At 65.3% G+C, this 17,016-nt stretch carries 11 protein-coding genes; 7 read left to right on the top strand and 4 right to left on the bottom strand.

Annotated elements, in window-relative coordinates:
• Nucleotides 1–33 precede the first annotated feature (33 nt).
• The 3 genes from AC3EC3_RS02420 to AC3EC3_RS02410 are packed head-to-tail and all read left to right on the top strand — an operon-like array spanning nt 34 to nt 5,888.
• Nucleotides 34–3,234, top strand: a complete 3,201-nt coding sequence (locus AC3EC3_RS02420) for an efflux RND transporter permease subunit (protein WP_488488104.1) — start codon at nt 34–36, stop codon at nt 3,232–3,234.
• Complete coding sequence (locus tag AC3EC3_RS02415; RefSeq protein WP_488488103.1) at nt 3,227–4,429, top strand: efflux RND transporter periplasmic adaptor subunit; 1,203 nt, start codon at nt 3,227–3,229, stop codon at nt 4,427–4,429. The genes AC3EC3_RS02420 and AC3EC3_RS02415 overlap by 8 nt, the downstream gene beginning before the upstream one ends.
• A gap of 4 nt (nt 4,430–4,433) precedes the next feature.
• Nucleotides 4,434–5,888 carry an efflux transporter outer membrane subunit gene (locus AC3EC3_RS02410; protein ID WP_488488102.1) on the top strand — a complete coding sequence of 485 codons (1,455 nt, stop codon included), beginning with the start codon at nt 4,434–4,436 and terminating at the stop codon, nt 5,886–5,888.
• Nucleotides 5,889–5,970: 82 nt separating this feature from the next.
• On the opposite strand, the gene AC3EC3_RS02405 is transcribed toward AC3EC3_RS02410, so the two are convergent.
• The gene (locus tag AC3EC3_RS02405) at nt 5,971–6,867 is read right to left on the bottom strand and encodes a pirin family protein (RefSeq protein WP_488488101.1); all 897 of its coding nucleotides are present in this window, start codon (nt 6,865–6,867) and stop codon (nt 5,971–5,973) included.
• Nucleotides 6,868–7,353: 486 nt separating this feature from the next.
• On the bottom strand, nt 7,354–7,962 hold the full coding sequence (locus tag AC3EC3_RS02400) for a TetR/AcrR family transcriptional regulator (RefSeq protein WP_488488100.1): 609 nt from the start codon (nt 7,960–7,962) through the stop codon (nt 7,354–7,356).
• Between the two features lie 134 nt (nt 7,963–8,096).
• On the opposite strand from AC3EC3_RS02400, the gene AC3EC3_RS02395 reads away from it, so the two are divergent.
• A complete protein-coding gene (locus tag AC3EC3_RS02395; RefSeq protein ID WP_488488099.1) occupies nt 8,097–8,726 on the top strand; it encodes a ferritin-like domain-containing protein in 630 nt (209 codons plus the stop codon).
• Nucleotides 8,727–8,784: 58 nt separating this feature from the next.
• Here the strand turns inward: AC3EC3_RS02395 and AC3EC3_RS02390 are convergent, their stop codons facing one another.
• Nucleotides 8,785–10,188, bottom strand: a complete 1,404-nt coding sequence (locus AC3EC3_RS02390) for an ATP-binding protein (protein ID WP_488488098.1) — start codon at nt 10,186–10,188, stop codon at nt 8,785–8,787.
• An 11-nt stretch (nt 10,189–10,199) separates the two neighbouring features.
• Nucleotides 10,200–10,928 carry a response regulator transcription factor gene (locus tag AC3EC3_RS02385; protein WP_488488097.1) on the bottom strand — a complete coding sequence of 243 codons (729 nt, stop codon included), beginning with the start codon at nt 10,926–10,928 and terminating at the stop codon, nt 10,200–10,202.
• Between the two features lie 184 nt (nt 10,929–11,112).
• Here AC3EC3_RS02385 and AC3EC3_RS02380 point away from each other — a divergent pair, with 184 nt between their 5' ends.
• Genes AC3EC3_RS02380 through AC3EC3_RS02370 form a run of 3 tightly spaced genes read left to right on the top strand, consistent with a single transcriptional unit; the run spans nt 11,113 to nt 16,989 of the window.
• Entirely contained in the window at nt 11,113–12,252 is a 1,140-nt protein-coding gene (locus AC3EC3_RS02380) for an efflux RND transporter periplasmic adaptor subunit (protein ID WP_488488096.1), read from the top strand.
• A gap of 4 nt (nt 12,253–12,256) precedes the next feature.
• Nucleotides 12,257–15,511: an efflux RND transporter permease subunit gene (locus AC3EC3_RS02375; protein WP_488488095.1), complete on the top strand. Its 3,255-nt coding sequence runs from the start codon at nt 12,257–12,259 to the stop codon at nt 15,509–15,511.
• Nucleotides 15,511–16,989 carry an efflux transporter outer membrane subunit gene (locus AC3EC3_RS02370; protein ID WP_488488094.1) on the top strand — a complete coding sequence of 493 codons (1,479 nt, stop codon included), beginning with the start codon at nt 15,511–15,513 and terminating at the stop codon, nt 16,987–16,989. Before AC3EC3_RS02375 ends, AC3EC3_RS02370 begins: the two co-directional genes overlap by 1 nt.
• Nucleotides 16,990–17,016: the final 27 nt, after the last annotated feature.

Raw genomic sequence — 17,016 nt, 5'->3', positions numbered from 1 at the left:
TCCACCTGTGCCGGACGGCTCTTGGAGTAGTCGATGATTGGAATCGTCAAGACCGCCCTGCACCGCCCATTGACGTTCATCGTCATGGCGATCCTGATCGCCATCGGCGGCACGATCGCCGCTTTGCGCACGCCGGTCGATATTTTCCCCGATATCAAGATCCCCGTGATCGCTGTCGCCTGGCAGTACTCGGGCCTTTCCCCTCAGGATATGTCGGACCGCATGGTCACGCCTTTCGAGCGCGTGCTGACCACCACCGTCAACGACATCGAACATACCGAGAGCCAGTCGCTCCAGGGTATGGGCATCGTGAAGATCTACTTCCAGCCCGGTGTCGACATCCGCACGGCAACGGCGCAGGTCACGTCGGTCTCGCAGACGATCCTCAAGCAGCTTCCCGCAGGTGCGACCCCGCCGCTGATCCTCAACTACTCCGCCTCAACGGTGCCGATCCTGCAGCTGGCGCTGTCGGGCAAGGGCCTGTCGGAAGGCCAGCTGTTCGATATCGGCCAGAACCAGATCCGCACGCGACTGGTCACGATCCCCGGCCTTGCCATGCCCTACCCCTCGGGCGGCAAGACCCGCCAGATCCAGATCGACCTCGATCCGCAGGCACTGCAATCGAAGGGCCTCTCGGCGCAGGACGTCGGCAACGCCATCGCCAACCAGAACCAAATCAATCCGGCCGGCTTCATCAAGATCGGCCCGACGCAGTACTCGGTCCAGCTCAACAACGCGCCGGACACCATCGACGGTCTGAACGACCTTCCGGTGAAGGTGGTCAACGGCGCGACGATCTACATGCACGATGTCGCCCACGTTCGCGACGGCAGCGCGCAGCAGCAGAACGTCGTCCACGTCGAAGGCACCCGCTCGGTCCTGCTGACCGTCTTCAAGAACGGTTCGGCGTCCACTCTCGCGGTCGTCAACGGCGTCAAGGCCGCCCTCCCCGTGATCCAGCAGGTCCTTCCCGACACGCTGAAGATCCTGCCGGTGGGCGACCAGTCGATGTTCGTGAAGGGCGCGGTCGAAGGCGTGGTCCGCGAAGGCGCGATCGCCGCCGCGCTCACCTCGCTGATGATCCTTCTGTTCCTCGGCTCATGGCGTTCGACCGTCATCATCGCGCTCTCGATCCCGCTGGCTATTCTGGCGGCGATCGCGGCGCTGGCAGTGTTCGGCCAGACGCTGAACGTGATGACGCTGGGCGGCCTTGCCCTCGCGGTAGGCATCCTTGTCGATGACGCGACCGTGACCATCGAGAACATCAACTGGCACCTCGAACAGGGCAAGGGCGTGATCGAGTCCATTCTCGACGGCGCCGCCCAGATCGTGACCCCGGCCTTCGTCTCGCTGCTGTGTATCTGCATCGTGTTCGTGCCGATGTTCTTCCTGCCGGGCGTTGCGGGCTACCTGTTCGTGCCGATGGCGCTTTCGGTGGTCTTCGCGATGGTCGCCTCGTTCATCCTGTCGCGTACCCTGGTGCCGACGATGGCGATGTACCTCCTCAAGCCCCACGCCACCCATGGCGAGGACGTGCACAACTCGGGCTCGCCCACCTCGCGCAATCCGCTTGTGCGTTTCCAGCGCGGGTTCGAGAAGCGCTTCGAGGTCGTTCGCGGCAACTACGTGGCGCTGCTGCGCCGCGCGCTGGGCGCCCGCAAGCCGTTCATGATCTGCTTCCTGGCGATCGTCGTGCTGTCCATGGGTCTTGTCACCTTGCTGGGCAGCAACTTCTTCCCCAACGTCGATTCCGGCCAGATCATGATGCACGTCCGCGTTCCCGTGGGCACCCGCATCGAGACTGCGGCGTCGGACTTCGAGAAGATCGCCCAGCAGGTTCGCGAAACGATCCCGGCCGACCAGCTGGAATCGATCACCGACAACATCGGCCTGCCGGTCAGCTCGATCAACACCGTCTACAACGCCAGCGGCACCATCGGTCCGCAGGACGGCGACATGATGATCACCCTGAAGGAAGGCCACGCGCCGACCGACGGCTGGGTCAACACCCTGCGCCGCGAACTGCCGCGCCGCTTCCCCGGAACGACCTTCTCGTTCCTGCCCGCAGACATCACCAGCCAGATCCTGAACTTCGGTTCGCCCGCCCCGATCGACATCCAGATCGCGGGTAAGGATCCCGAGGCCTCGCGTGAATATGCGCACAAGCTGATGGCCAAGCTGAAGACGATCCCCGGCATTGCCGACCTGCGTCTCCAGCAGCCCGAGACCAGCCCGCAGCTTTCGGTCGATGTCGATCGCAGCCGCGCCGGGCAGTACGGCCTCAGCGAAAAGGACGTGACGACCAGCCTGGGCAATACGCTTGCCGGTTCCTCGCAGACCGCTCCGGTCTACTACGTGAACCCCGACAATGGCGTGTCCTACGCCGTCGTCGCCCAGACGCCGGACTACATGGTCAACACCATGAGCGACCTCAACAACGTGCCGGTCTCCGGTTCGGCAGGTACGCCCACGCAGCTGCTCGGCGCCGTCGCGACGATCAAGCGCACCGGCACGGCCGCCGTGGTCTCGCACTACAACATCGCCCCGGTGCTCGACGTCTATGCCACGCCTTCGGGCCGTGACCTCGGCGCGATCGCCACCGACATCAACAAGGCCATCAAGTCGCTCGACAGCGCCGTTCCCAAGGGTTCGACGGTGACGCTGCGCGGCCAGTACCAGACCATGAACACCGCGTTCTCGGGTCTGGGCTGGGGCCTGGTCGGCGCCATCGTGCTGATCTACCTGCTGATCGTGGTGAACTTCCAGAGCTGGCTCGACCCGTTCGTCATCATCACCGCGCTGCCTGCGGCTCTCGCCGGTATCGTGTGGATGCTGTTCACCACTGGGACCACGCTATCGGTCCCGGCGCTGACCGGCGCGATCATGTGCATGGGCGTCGCCACGGCCAACTCGATCCTCGTCGTCTCCTTCGCCCGCGAGAAGCTGGCCGAAACCGGCGATGCCATCGAGGCGGCGATGCAGGCCGGCATGGTCCGCTTCCGCCCGGTGCTGATGACCGCGCTGGCCATGATCATCGGCATGCTGCCGATGGCGCTCGGCATGGGTGACGGCGGCGAGCAGAACGCTCCGCTCGGCCGTGCGGTGATCGGCGGCCTGATGTGCGCCACCATCGCCACCCTCTTCTTCGTTCCCACCGTGTTCAGCTTCGTCCATCGCCGCGTCACCCGCGACGAAAAGACCCCCCAGACGGAAATGCAGCCCAGCCATGTCTGAAACTCCCCTTCACGAAACCGAGGGCCCCAGCGCCCGCACCCTGAAGATGCTCGGCCTGGGCGTGGCGGTGATCGCCGTCGCCGTGGTCGGCTTCGGCACCATGAGCCGCCTGCGAGCGACCGGTGATCTCAAGACCGTGGCCGCAGACGCCTCGGTCCCCACGATCGCGCTGGTCCATCCGGCCAAGGTGACGGGCGACGGCTCGCTGGTCCTGCCAGGCAATGTCCAGGCGTGGAACAGCGCGGCGATCTTCGCGCGCACCAACGGTTATGTCCGCTCGTGGAACGCCGACATCGGCGACAAGGTGGGCGCAGGCCAGACCCTCGCGGTGCTCGACGCGCCCGACCTCGACCAGCAGCTGGCTTCGGCCAAGGCGGACTACCAGACCGCACTGGCCAACCAGAAGCTCGCCGCCAGCACCGCCAAGCGCTGGAAGAGCCTGCTCGCGCAGGATGCCGTCTCGCAGCAGGAAACCGACGAGAAGGCCGGTGACTATGCCGCCAAGACCGCGCTCGCCAATGCCGCGCTTGCCAAGGTGCGCGAGCTTCAGGCGACTTACGGCTTCACCCGCCTCTCGGCGCCGTTCCCCGGTGTCGTGACCAGCCGCTCGGCCCAGATCGGCGCGCTGGTGGTGGCGGGCAATGCCGCCTCGCAGCCGCTGTTCACCGTGTCCGACATCCACCAGATGCGCATCTACGTGAAGGTGCCGCAGGTCGATTCCGCCCGCCTCAAGGATGGCGACACCGCCACGCTGACGCTGCCGGAATATCCGGGCCGCGAGTTCCCCGCGATCGTCAAGCGCAGTGCCGGATCGGTGGACCAGCAGTCGGGCGCGGTGCTCGTCCAGTTGCAGGCCGCCAACCCCGATGGCGCGCTGAAGCCCGGCGCCTATGCGCAGGTCCACTTCAACGTGCAGGGTGACACCTCCGCCCTGACCCTGCCAGGCAGCGCGGTGCTCTACACATCCAGCGGTCCGAACGTGGTTGTGCTGGGCAGCAACGATCAGGTTACGCTGCACCCGATCACCATCGCGCAGGACATGGGCAAGTCGGTGCTCGTCTCGGTCGGCGTGAAGCCCGGCGATGCGATCGTGGATTCGCCGCCGGACTCGATCGCCAACGGCGACAAGGTCCGCGTGCAGACCGCTGCGGATGCCGGCAAGAGCGGTGGAAGCACACCTGCGGGCAGCAAGTAAGACCATGCGGCTCTCAGCTCTGTCTCGGGGCGTATTGTCCCCACTGGTGCTGTTCGCGGTGGCCGGTTGCTCGATGGCACCGGCCTACCACGCACCCCAGACCGCCGCCCCTGCCCAGTTCAAGGAAGTCGCCGGGTGGACCTCGGCGACCCCTGCCGACGCCAACGATCGCGGCGCCTGGTGGACCGTGTTCAACGACCCGGTCCTGAACGATCTCGAAGCCAAGGCCGCCGCCGCCAGCCCGACGCTGGCAGCCGCGCTGGCCCGCTACGATGCCGCCACCGCCTCTGCCCGGATCGACGCTTCGGCGCTCTATCCGCAGATCGGCGCCAGCGGCAGTGCCGAACGCGCGCGCGTCTCGAAGTACCGCGTGCGCTCGACGGGCACATCCTCGACCCAGAACGACTATATCCTGGGCGGCAGCCTCGATTACGAACTCGACCTGTGGGGCCGGGTTCGCAACACGGTGAAGGCCGGACGCGCCGAAGCCGCCGCCAGCGGTGCGGACCTCGCCTCGGCCCGCCTCAGCCTGCAGGCTCAGGTGGCCGACGCCTACTTCCGCCTGCGCGGGTTGGATGCGCAAGCGGACCTGCTGGTGCGGTCGGTCGATGCCTATACCAAGGCCTACAAACTGACCGAAGCGCGCCATCAGGGTGGTGACGCCTCGGGCATTGACACCAACCGCTCGCTGACCGTGCTGGCCAATGCCAAGGCGCTGGTTTCGACCACCGCCAACCAGCGCGCCGCGACAGAGCACGAACTGGCCGCGCTGACCGGCGCCGTCGCTTCGACCTTCTCGGTTCCGGTGCGGGTCGAGACGCTGACCCCGCCGGTCATGCCGGTGGCAACGCCTGCCGTGCTGCTCCAGCGTCGCCCGGACATCTCGGCAGCAGAACGCCGCGTGTTCGCCGCGAATGCCGAGATCGGCGTCGCCAAGGCCGCCTACTTCCCGCAGATCTCGCTGGGTGGCAGCGGTGGCTACGACACCACCGGTCCGGACTTCCTCGGCGCACCGACCAGCTTCTGGGGGCTTGGCCCGATCAGCGCGGTCCTGTCGATCTTCGACGGCGGGGCGCGCAAGGCCAAGGTGCGCATGTCGCGCGCCGAATACGAGGAGGCGACCGCCACCTATCGCGGCGCCGTGCTCTCGGCCTTCCAGGAGACCGAGGATGCGATCGCGGCGATGCACCATCTGGCCGATGCCAGCGCATCGCAGCACACCGCCGCCACGGCCGCGCAGAAGACCAGCGACATCGCGATGATCCGCTATCGCGACGGCGCCTCGGACTATCTCGATGTGGTGACGGCACAGACCGACGCGCTCAATGCCGAGCGCACCTACATCGCGGTGCAGACCGAGCAGATGCAGGCGGCCATCGCCTATGTGAAGGCCATCGGCGGCTCGCCCGACGCGGCGCCGGTTCCGGTGCCAGCGGCTGCACCCGCAAACGGCGGCTGACGCTCCGGGCCGATTACCGAAACAGAATGAGCCCCCGGCACATCGCGTGCCGGGGGCTCATTCGTTTTACATTACAGACCGGTCATTCGGGCAGCGGAATGAATTCGTGCTCGCCGGGGACATGATCGAAGCGGTCGGCTTTCCAGTCGACCTTGGCCTGCTCCAGCCGCTCGGGCGAGGAGGAGACAAAGTTCCAGAAGATGTGGCGCTGTTCGGGAAACGGCTCGCCGCCCACCAGCATCACCCGCGCCGCGCTCTCACCGCGCAGCACGATCTCGGCGCCAGGCTTGAACACCACCAGTTCGCCCTCTGCGAAGGCCCCGGTCTGCCCTTCGACCGCGACCGATCCCGATACGACATAGATCGCACGCTCGACATGCTCGGCAGTCAGGCGATAGCGACCGCCGGGTGCCAGCAGCAGTTCGGCCTCGATCAGGTCGGAGTAGGTCTTCACCGGCGAGGTCATGCCATCCAGCGTTCCGGCGATCACCGTCAGGCGCAGGCCAGCATCCTCGGCGAAAGGAATATCATCGGCCTTGTGGTGCGAGAAGTCCGGCGCGATTTCCTCGGCATGGGTCGGCAGCGCCACCCAGGTCTGCAAGCCCAGCAGCTTCGCGCTACCGTCGCGGGCATCGTCGGGGCTGCGCTCGGAATGGACGATGCCGCGCCCTGCCGTCATCCAGTTCACCTCTCCGGGCCGGATGCGCTGGAGCGAGCCGAGCGAATCGCGGTGCATGATCTCGCCCTCGACCAGAAAGCTCAGCGTCGAAAGGCCGATGTGCGGATGCGGACGCACGTCAAGACCGGTGCCCGCATCGAATGCGGCAGGGCCCATCTGGTCGAGGAAGATGAACGGCCCCACCATCCGGCGATGGTGCGAAGGCAACGCGCGGCGCACCTTGAAGCCATCGCCCAGATCGCGGACGGGCGGCAGGATGATGGCATCGACGCCATCGATATCGGTGGGGCGAAGGGTCATGGCTTGTATCTCCGGTCGTCGGTGCGGACGCAGCCGTCCGCTTGACCAACGCTCTACCCGCGCCAGTGGTGCCGAATAAGTGGGATAAAAGCGACGATCATGTTCGAAACTCTCGAACGTTCGAGCACACCGCTGAGAAGAAGTGGCCCGGCCGCGCTTCCGGGGACGGGGGATGGGAAGAAGCGCGCCGGGCCTATATTCCCCGGTGCGGGCGGCACTCGGGGAAACTGCATTCACCGGCGGAATACGAACCACCAGGGCCGCATTCCACAAGGCGGACGGTATCCTCGCATGACAGACCCGCCGCCCGTTTTGTCACGCACGAAGCCACGAGACTTCGAGCGATACAGGAAGTTTGGGGCAAACTTCTGTACCACTCGGTAATTTAAGACGGATAGAGAAAATTCAAGAGGTCAAAAATCACCGGATGCAATTATTTTGCAATCCGCCGCAACGTCCGGTGACGTCTTGCCTCCTTGTGCGCCTTTACGCGCCGGGCCAGCAGGCCAGCGTCGTCGCGACGATCTGCTTGAGCGTCTCGGGCTCGGCGCCGGAGCCCGCGCGTACCGACAGCCCCTGCAGAACCGTGGTCAGATAGGCGGCGATGGCGGCAGGTTCGACATGCGCGGGCAGATCACCCTCCTCGCGCGCCTGCTCCATGCGGCGGATCAGCGCGGTCTCGGACGACTTGCGCCGGGCGATCACTTCCTCGCGAATCGCTTCGGCCTCAGCCCCGCAGGCCACCGAACTGATGACGCCAAGGCACCCTTGCGGATCGCGCTTGCCGCAGTGCGTTTCGAGCGCACCGCTCAGTAGCACTTCGGCGACGCCGCGCGCGGTAGGCTCGGCCAGAGCACGACCGATGTAGGCCAGCTTTTCCTGCTCGTAGAGGTCGAGAGCCTTGCGAAACAGCGCTTCCTTGTTGCCGAAGCAGGCATAGAGGCTGGGCTTGGTGATCCCCATTGCCTCGGTCAGCTCCGCCAGCGACGCGCCTTCGTAGCCGCGCTGCCAGAAGACGCGCAGGGCCGCGGAAAGCGCGGTGTCGGGATCGAATTCACGCGGACGGCCGCGTGTCGTGGTTGCGGAGCATTCCATACCAGCCGGTATATAGGCGCACGGCAGGGCATCGTCCAGTGGACTCCCCCTTCCTGCTCCTCGGCCCCGCCCCTCGGCTCATCCGGAACCATCCGCCCCCGCGCCGGGTTGTCCAGGGCAGAAGCGATCCGCCCATGACCAGACCCGCGGACATTCAGGCTCCACAAGAGAGCACCCACAGGACAACCGGAGACATCACCATGGCCGAAGCCGATACCGCGTTCTTCACCGACGTCACCACCCTGCGCGAACGCGCGCGCAAGTCGCTGGGCGAAGGCCCGGTCACACCCACGTACGAAGGCGGCGTGGAACAGGCGATCGACCTGCTGCAGGGCGCTCTGGCGACCGAGATCGTCTGCGTTCTGCGCTACCAGATGCACGCCATTTCCGCCTCAGGCATCGATTCCAAGACCGTCGCGAGCGAATTCGAGGAACATGCCCGTTCGGAAGCCGAGCACGCCCGGCTGCTGGCCGAACGCATCGATCAACTGGGCGGCGTTCCGAACTTCGATCCCGAAGGCCTCGCCAGCCGCTCCGCCACCGAATACGGCAAGGCAGGCAATCTGGTCGAGATGATGAAGGAAGACCTCATCGCCGAGCGTGTCGTGATCGACCACTACCGCGAGCTGATCCGCTATTTCGGCGACAAGGACCCGACCACCCGGATCATGCTGGAGCACCTGCTGGCCGATGAGGAAGAGCACGCCGCCGACCTGCACGATCTGCTCGTCGCACATCAGGGCAAGCCGTTCCTCAAGGACTGACGTTCGGAAACCGGCGCCGCTGCCCTCACCGGTCCACGGCGCCGGTTTCAACCCTTGGTCAGCCTCGTGCGGCAGGCAATCGCACAGTAGCAGCCATGCCGCCGCCGGTACGGTTCTCCAGCGTCACGATCGCGCCGAAAGTTCCCGCCTGCGCCTGCGCGATGGTCAGACCGATGCCGGTGCCGTTGGTATTGAGGCTGGACGCGCCGCCCAGCCGCCAGAACGGATCGAAAGCCCTGGCCAGTTCCTCCTCCGGCAACCCCGGCCCGCGATCGAGCACCCGGATCAGCACATCGCGCCCTTCGAGCGCACATTCGACTTGCGCCCCGCCGCCGTACTTCACGGCATTCTCGACCAGATTGTCGACACAGCGTTGCAGCGCATTGGGCTTGACCCGGACATTGGCGCCGCACCCTGCGGTGAACTTCACATCGTGCCCGAACTCCGCCGCATCTTCGGACAGGCTGGACAGGAAGGAATCGAGATCGACGGTCGACCACGGCTCGCGCGCCTCGCTGCTGCGCGCAAGGTCGAGACCGTCACGCACCAGTTCGCGCGTGGCCGCAAGATCGGCGATCAGGCGTGCGCGCAATGCCTCGTCCTCGACCTGCTCCAGCCGCAACCGCAGGCGGGTGAGCGGAGTCTGGAGATCGTGCGTCACCGAGGCGAGAATCTGGGTGCGTTCCCGCAACCCTTCCCGCACGCGCTCCTGCATGAGATTGAACGTGCGCAAGGCCGTGAGCACCTCGCTTGGCCCCTTTTCCGGGATCGGCTCGGCATCCTCGATCAGCGAGAACGCCTTGGCCGCGCGTGTCATGCGGCGCAGGGGCGCCGTGGCGAAGCGGGCCGCCAGCACCCCAAGCGACACGCTCGCGATCACCATCAGTTCCAGATAGGGAAAGCCGAGTACGGGCTGATGATCGTCCCGCGCGGGCGGTTGTACGACCGTAAAGGCGCGCACCTGCCCCTTGGTGTCCCGAAAAGTCACGAACCAGCAATCAGGCATCTGCACGTAGCGCATGCCTGCGGCGCGCACCTGCTGGTTGAAGCGGCCGAAACAGACCGGCCCGGCGATGACCATGACCTTTGCCTGCGATCCGGCCCCGAGGCGATCCTGCAAACGCTTCGAATAATCCGCATTGGGGCGCGTCATGTGCCAGCGCGTGCTGGCGGCACCGGCGCCCAGCACATACCCGGCATCGAGCGCCTTGCGGGTGAGCACCGGATCCCGCTCCCAGCGCTGGGCGATATCGGCAGCGCTCAACAGCGACTGCTCGATCTGGTATTCGTGAAAGTGATGCTCGCGCAGCTTGATCGAGACGAACATCGCCGCCATCGCCGAGGCCGCCATGCCGATCGCCAGCACCATCGCCAGCCGTCCGGCCAGCGAGGCGAAGAATGCGGAGACATGGGAGAAAATCCGCCAGCGCGCGACCGGAGACGACAGTGTGGAGGGGGTCATGCTGGCTTGCCTTACTCGAAGTGGACCGGCCCCGGCAGCACGTACCCTTCGCTGCGTACCGTCAGGATCAGATCGCTGCCGCCCGCCTCGCTCGCCAGCTTGGTGCGCAGGCGGCTGATCTGGATATCGATCGAGCGGTCGAACGCCACGGTCGCGCTGCGTTCGGGCAGCAGTTCCTCGCGGCTCAGCACCCGGTTGGGCGCTTCGATGAAGCGGCTGAGCAGGCGGTATTCCGCCGAGGACAGCATCACCAGCCGATCCTTCGCGCCGATCAGCCGCCGCTGGTTGAGATCGAGCCGCCACGGCCCGAAACGTGCCAGCCGCGCGGCGCGCGGGCGGGCCTCATCGATCACGCGCGAACGGCGCAAAAGATTGCGGACGCGTGCCAGCAATTCACGCGGCTCGAACGGCTTGGTGAGGTAATCGTCGGCGCCGAGTTCGAGACCCAGCACGCGGTCGATCGGCGCATCGCGCGCCGTCACCATCATGATCGCGCCCTGATACCCTTCCGAACGCAACTGGCGGCAAACGTCGATACCGTCGCCATCGGGCAGGTTGAGGTCAAGGATCAGCACGTCCGCAGCCTCGCCTGCCAGAGCCACGCGCAGATCCGCGATACTGCCTACGGCTTCCACTGCCTGCGGTTCTCTGGCAAGCTGGGCCGTAATCAGTTCGCGGATATCCGGATCGTCCTCGACCACGAGGATACGTCCGCCGCCAATGTCTGTCTGCGGGGTCATGAAAACCGGCATAAACGCCTCATTCGCACGCGTCTCCTTACCTGATACACAATGAAACAATGCGCTACGGCAGGCAACTTGACGATACCAGCCGGTGATTGCCTCGAACTGCCGCATCGCACAATAGGGCCCAAATCATTTCATGAGCCATCTTCTTCTCCGCATGAGCCAGGGAGTTTTCCGGGTGCGTAGCCCTATCAGCCACATCGCTCTCGCCGCCGCGCTCGGCGCCGCCACGCTGACCGTTTCCGCCTGTTCGCAGAGCGGCCACCAGATGCCCCAGCAAGGCCCCACCGAAGTCGGTGTCGTCACGCTTCAGGCCCAGCCGGTCACGATCTCGCAGGAAATGACCGGACGCGTTTCGGCCACGGCAACGGCGGAAGTACGCCCGCAGGTCGATGGCGTGATCCTGCAGCGGCTCTTCACGGAAGGCTCGGTCGTCAAGCAGGGTCAGGCGCTCTACCAGATCGACCCGCGTCTCTATACGGCCACCCTGCAGACCTCGCAGGCCCAGCTCGAAAATGCTCGCGCCACGCTCTACACCGCGCAGGCCAAGGCCCGCCGCTACAAGTCGTTGAGCGACAATCAGGCGGTCAGCGCGCAGGACATCGACGATACCGTCGCCGCCGCGCGCGAGGCACAAGCCAGCGTGCATCAGTACGAGGCCTCGGTGAACAGCGCCAAGGTGAGCCTGGGCTACACCAAGGTCTACGCCCCGATCACCGGCCGGATCGGTCGCTCCGCCTATACCAAGGGCGCACTGGTGACGGCGAGCCAGACCGACGCGCTGGCCACGATCACCCAGCTCGATCCGATCTACGTCGACATCACCCAGTCCTCGGTCGATCTGCTCAAGCTGCGCAAGGCGCTGGCCAAGGGCAGCATACTCCCCGCAGACGCTGCGGTGACGCTGAAGCTGGACGACGGCACCGATTACCCGATCAAGGGTAAGGTCGAATTCAGCGAGGTCGATGTCGATCCCGATGCCGGGACCGTGACGATCCGTGCCCGCTTCCCCAATCCGGATGGCACACTGCTGCCGGGCATGTTCGCGCGTGTGGAAACACCGCAGGGCGTCGTGCCCAATGCGATCCTTGCCCCGCAACAGGGCATCAGCCGTGACGCCAAGGGCGATGCGACCGCCCTGGTGGTCGACGCCAACAACAAGGTCGTCCAGCGTCAGGTCACGCTGGGTCAGGCGATCGGCAGCAAGTGGCTCGTCACGGCTGGCCTGAAGGCTGGCGACAAGCTCATCGTCGAGGGGACCAGCAAGGTCCAGCCCGGCGCTTCGGTAAAGCCGGTCGAAACCAAGCTGGACAACTGACACCATGGGATTCAGCCGCTTCTTCGTAGACAGGCCGATCTTCGCCTACGTCCTTGCCATCGTCGTGATGATGGCAGGCGTCGGCGCGATCATGAGCCTGCCCATCGCCCAGTATCCCGATGTCGCCCCGCCGTCAGTCTCGATCAGCGCCACCTATACCGGTGCTTCGGCCCAGACTCTGGAGACCAGCGTCACGCAGGTCATCGAGCAGCAGCTCACCGGCATCGACAACATGCTGTACTTCTCGTCGACCTCCGACAGTTCGGGCTCGGCGCGGATCACCGTGACCTTCGCCAAGGGCACCGATCCTGACGTCGCGCAGGTTCAGGTCCAGAACAAGGTGCAGCAGGCCAACTCGCGCCTGCCCACCACCGTCCAGCAGACCGGCCTCACCGTCACCAAGTCGAACTCCGACATCCTGCTGGTGGTCGGCCTTTATGACGAGACGAACCGGACCACGTCGAGCGACGTGGCCGACTATCTCGTCTCGAACTTCCAGGATTCGATCGCGCGCGTCAGCGGCGTCGGCACCGTTCAGGTGTTCGGTTCCGAATATGCGATGCGCATCTGGATGGACCCGGCCAAGATGGCTGCTGCCCAGCTGATGCCGTCCGATGTCGAGACCGCACTGGAATCGCAGAACGTGGATCTGGCGGCCGGTCAGCTTGGCGACATGCCCGCTGTCAAAGGCCAGATGCTCAACGCGGTCGTGCGCGCCAAGTCGCGCCTGCAGACGCCTGACCAGTTCCGCAATATCGTCATCAAGTCGACGACCGAAGGCTCGGTGGTCAAGCTGAGCGATGTCGCGACCGTCGAACTCGGGCAGGAAAGCTATACCTCGGTCGCCAAGTTCAACGGCCATCCCGCATCGGGTATCGCCATTTCGCTGGCTTCGGGTGCCGACGCGCTGAAGACCACCGCTGCCGTCAAGGCGGAAGTGGCCTCGCTCGCCAAGAACCTGCCGACCGGCTACAAGATCGCCTTCCCGCGCGACACCAGCACCTTCGTGAAACTGTCGATCCACGAGGTGGTCGAAACGCTCATCATCGCGATCATCCTGGTCGTGCTGGTGATGTACATCTTCCTGCAGAGCTGGCGCGCCACGCTCGTTCCGGCGATCGCCGTGCCTATCGTGCTGCTGGGCACGTTCGGCATCCTTGCGCTGTTCGGATATTCCATCAACACGCTGACGATGTTCGCCATGGTGCTCGCCATCGGCCTGCTGGTCGACGATGCCATCGTCGTGGTCGAGAACGTCGAGCGCATCATGGAAGAGGAAGGCCTCTCCCCGCGCGAGGCGACGATCAAGTCGATGAGCGAGATCGGCTCGGCGCTGGTGGGCATCGCCATGGTGCTTTCGGCGGTGCTGCTGCCGATGGCGTTCTTTTCAGGCTCCGTGGGCGTCATCTACCGCCAGTTCTCCGTCACCATCGTCTCGGCCATGGCGCTGTCGGTTATCACTGCGCTGGTGCTCTCGCCTGCTCTTTGCGCCACTGTCCTTCGCCACACGCACAAGGCCGGCGACGATGCCCATGAGCCGGTTCAGCCCGGCATCCGGGGCAAGCTCGGCTATTGGCGCGGTCGCTTCTTCGGCGGCTTCAACCGCCGGTTCGACCGCATGTCGGAACGCTACATTTCGGCGACGCGTTCGGTCATCCATCGCCGGGGCCTGCACCTGATCGTCTACGCGGCCATTGTCGGCGTGATGGTCCTGCTGTTCATGCGCCTGCCCTCCGGCTTCCTGCCCACCGAGGATCAGGGCGCCGTGATGGTGATGTACCAGCTGCCTGCCGGTGCCACCAACGAGCGTACCGAAAAGGTGCGCGACGAGGTGGAAAAGGTCTTCCTCCAGAACGAGAAGGAAGACGTCTCGGGCCTGTTCACGATCGCCGGCTTCAGCTTCTCGGGCTCCGGCCAGAACGCAGGCATGGGCTTCGGCATCCTGAAGGACTTCGACCAGCGCACCGCCTTCAAGGATTCGGCCACCGCCGTATCCATGCGGGCCATGGGCCAGTTCGCCAAGATCCGCGATGCGCAGGTCTTCGCGCTGACTCCGCCCGCGATCAACGGTCTGGGCCAGTCGAACGGTTTCACGTTCGAACTGCTCAACACCACACACATGTCCTCGGATGACTTCAAGGCCGTGCGCGACAAGCTCATCGCTGCCGCCGCCAAGGATCCGATGCTGGCACAGGTGCGCATGAACGCGCTGCCCGATACGCCGCAGCTGCGCATCAACTTCGACGATGCAAAGCTTGCCGTGCTGGGCCTTTCGGAAGCCAATGTCACCGCGACGCTCAGCTCGGCCTGGGGCGGTACTTACGTCAACGACTTCGTCGACCGTGGCCGCGTGAAGCGCGTCTACATCCAGGGCGATGCGGAATCGCGCATGCTGCCCAGCGATCTCGACAAGTGGTACGTACGCTCCACCAGCGCCACCAACACCGACGGCACCTCGACAATGGTTCCCTTCTCCTCGTTCGCCACGGCGAACTGGGACGTTGGTGCCAGCAGCGTGAGCCGCTTCAACGGTTTTGAGTCCTACGAACTCAACGGTCAGGCTTCGAGCGGCTACAGCTCGGGCGCGGCCATGGCCGAAATGGTGAAGCTGCAGCAGCAGTATGCACCGGGCACGAGCTACGCCTGGAGCGAGCTGTCCTATCAGGAAAACCAGTCTACCGGCCAGCAGGGCAAGCTCTACGCCCTCTCCGTCTTCGTGGTGTTCCTGTGCCTTGCCGCTCTTTACGAGAGCTGGTCGGTGCCGCTCGCCGTCATGCTGGTGATCCCGCTGGGCGTGATCGGCGCGGTGCTGGCGGTTTGGGCGCGCGGTCTGGAAAACAACATCTACTTCCAGGTCGGCCTGCTCACCACCATCGGTCTTGCTGCCAAGAACGCGATCCTGATCGTCGAGTTCGCCGAAGCAGCTCGCCGTGAAGGCAAGGACTTCCTCGATGCCGCCATCGAGGCAGCGCGGGTTCGCCTGCGCCCGATCCTGATGACCTCGATCGCCTTCATCGCCGGCGTGTTCCCGCTTGCGGTCGCCTCCGGCGCCGGTGCGCAGAGCCGTATCGCCATCGGCACGGCGGTTCTGGGCGGCATGATCACGGCCACCGTGCTGGCGATCTTCTACGTTCCCATGTTCTTCATCGTCGTCGCTCGCCTGTTCCACCGCAAGGCGGACAGTCAGGACGACAACCGGGTTGCCACATCCCCCGCCACCGAGGGCAACCCGACCCCATCTTACGAGGACAACGCCTGATGCGCCGCGCCGCATTTCTTCCGCTGCTCGCGCTGACCACCGCCCTTGCCGGCTGTAATCTGGCGCCGCACTACAAGGCTCCGGCCAATCCCACCCCGCCCGAATGGCCGCAAGGCGCGGCCTATGCTCCGGCGCAGGCGGGCGAGGCCGGGATGCCCTGGAAGCAGCTGTTCGCCGATCCGCACCTGCAGCAGATCATCGCGACAGCGCTGGAAAAGAACCAGGATCTGCGCGCGACGCTGGCCAACGTGGCTTCGGCCCGTGCGGAATACCATGTCGAGCGTTCGTACCAGCTACCGACGCTCGCCGCGTCGGGCTCGGGCAGCATCCAGCGCCAGATCGACCATGGCGGGAACGCCGGTTCGGGCACGCAGGCCGGCAGTTCGACTGTCGGCGGCGGCTATCAGACCTTCAGCGGCAGCGTGGGCTTCAGTTCGTTCGAGCTGGACCTGTTCGGCCGCCTGAAGAACCAGAGCCGCGAGCAGTTCGAAACCTACCTGTCGAGCGAGTCGGGCTATCGCTCGGCCCGGCTGACGCTGGTTGCCAACGTGGCCACGGCATACGCCACGCTCGCCAGCGATCGCGATCTGCTCAGGCTGGCGCAGGACACGGCGACCAGCGCACAGCGCACGGTCGATCTCAACCAGACGCTGTTCAAGTCCGGCCTTACCGCCGGATCGGATGTCGCCACGGCGCAAACGGTGCTGGAACAGGCCAAGTCCGATGTCGCTTCGCAGGCGACGCTGGTTGCACAGGACCGCAACGCGCTGGACCTGCTCGTCGGTGAACATGTCAGCGACGACCTGCTCCCCGCCTCACTGTCCGAACTCGACACCACCATCGGACAGGTGCCTGCGGGCCTCTCTTCCGATATCCTCCTCCGTCGCCCGGACGTGGTGGAGGCCGAGCATTCGCTCAAGGCCACCTACGCCCAGATCGGCGCCGCCCGTGCGGCGTTCTTCCCGACAATCTCGCTGACCGGTGCGCTCGGTGCCGCCAGCACCGCGCTCAGCAGCCTGTTCGACAAGGGCAACCTGATCTGGTCCGCCTCCAGCAGCGTCAGCCAGACGATCTGGGGCGGCACCAACAAGGGCAATCTGGAATACGCCAAGGCACAGCGTGAATATTATCTCTCGCAGTACCGCTATGCCGTGCAGTCCGCGTTCAAGGACGTGGCCGATGCCCTCGCCCGGCGCGGCACGATCACCGATCAGCGTCAGGCGCAGGATCGTCTGGTCGATGCTTCGAACCGCTCGTACAAGGCCTTGTACGATCAGTACCGCGCCGGCACCGGCACGCTGATCGACGCGCTCAGCGCCCAGCGCACGCTCTATTCGGCCCAGCAGACGCGGATTTCCACGGTGCTGGCAGACCTGACGAACCGGATCACCGTCTACAGCGCGATCGGTTCGGACGACAGCCTCGGCAAGCTGCCCGATCTCACTTACGAGGCAGGCGACGGCAAGACGGCGCCCTGACGCACTGCTTCAGCCGCCTTGCGCGAA

This window comes from Novosphingobium sp. BAM6 (assembly GCF_057784955.1).
This window is presented reverse-complemented; position numbering and strand designations above follow the sequence as displayed.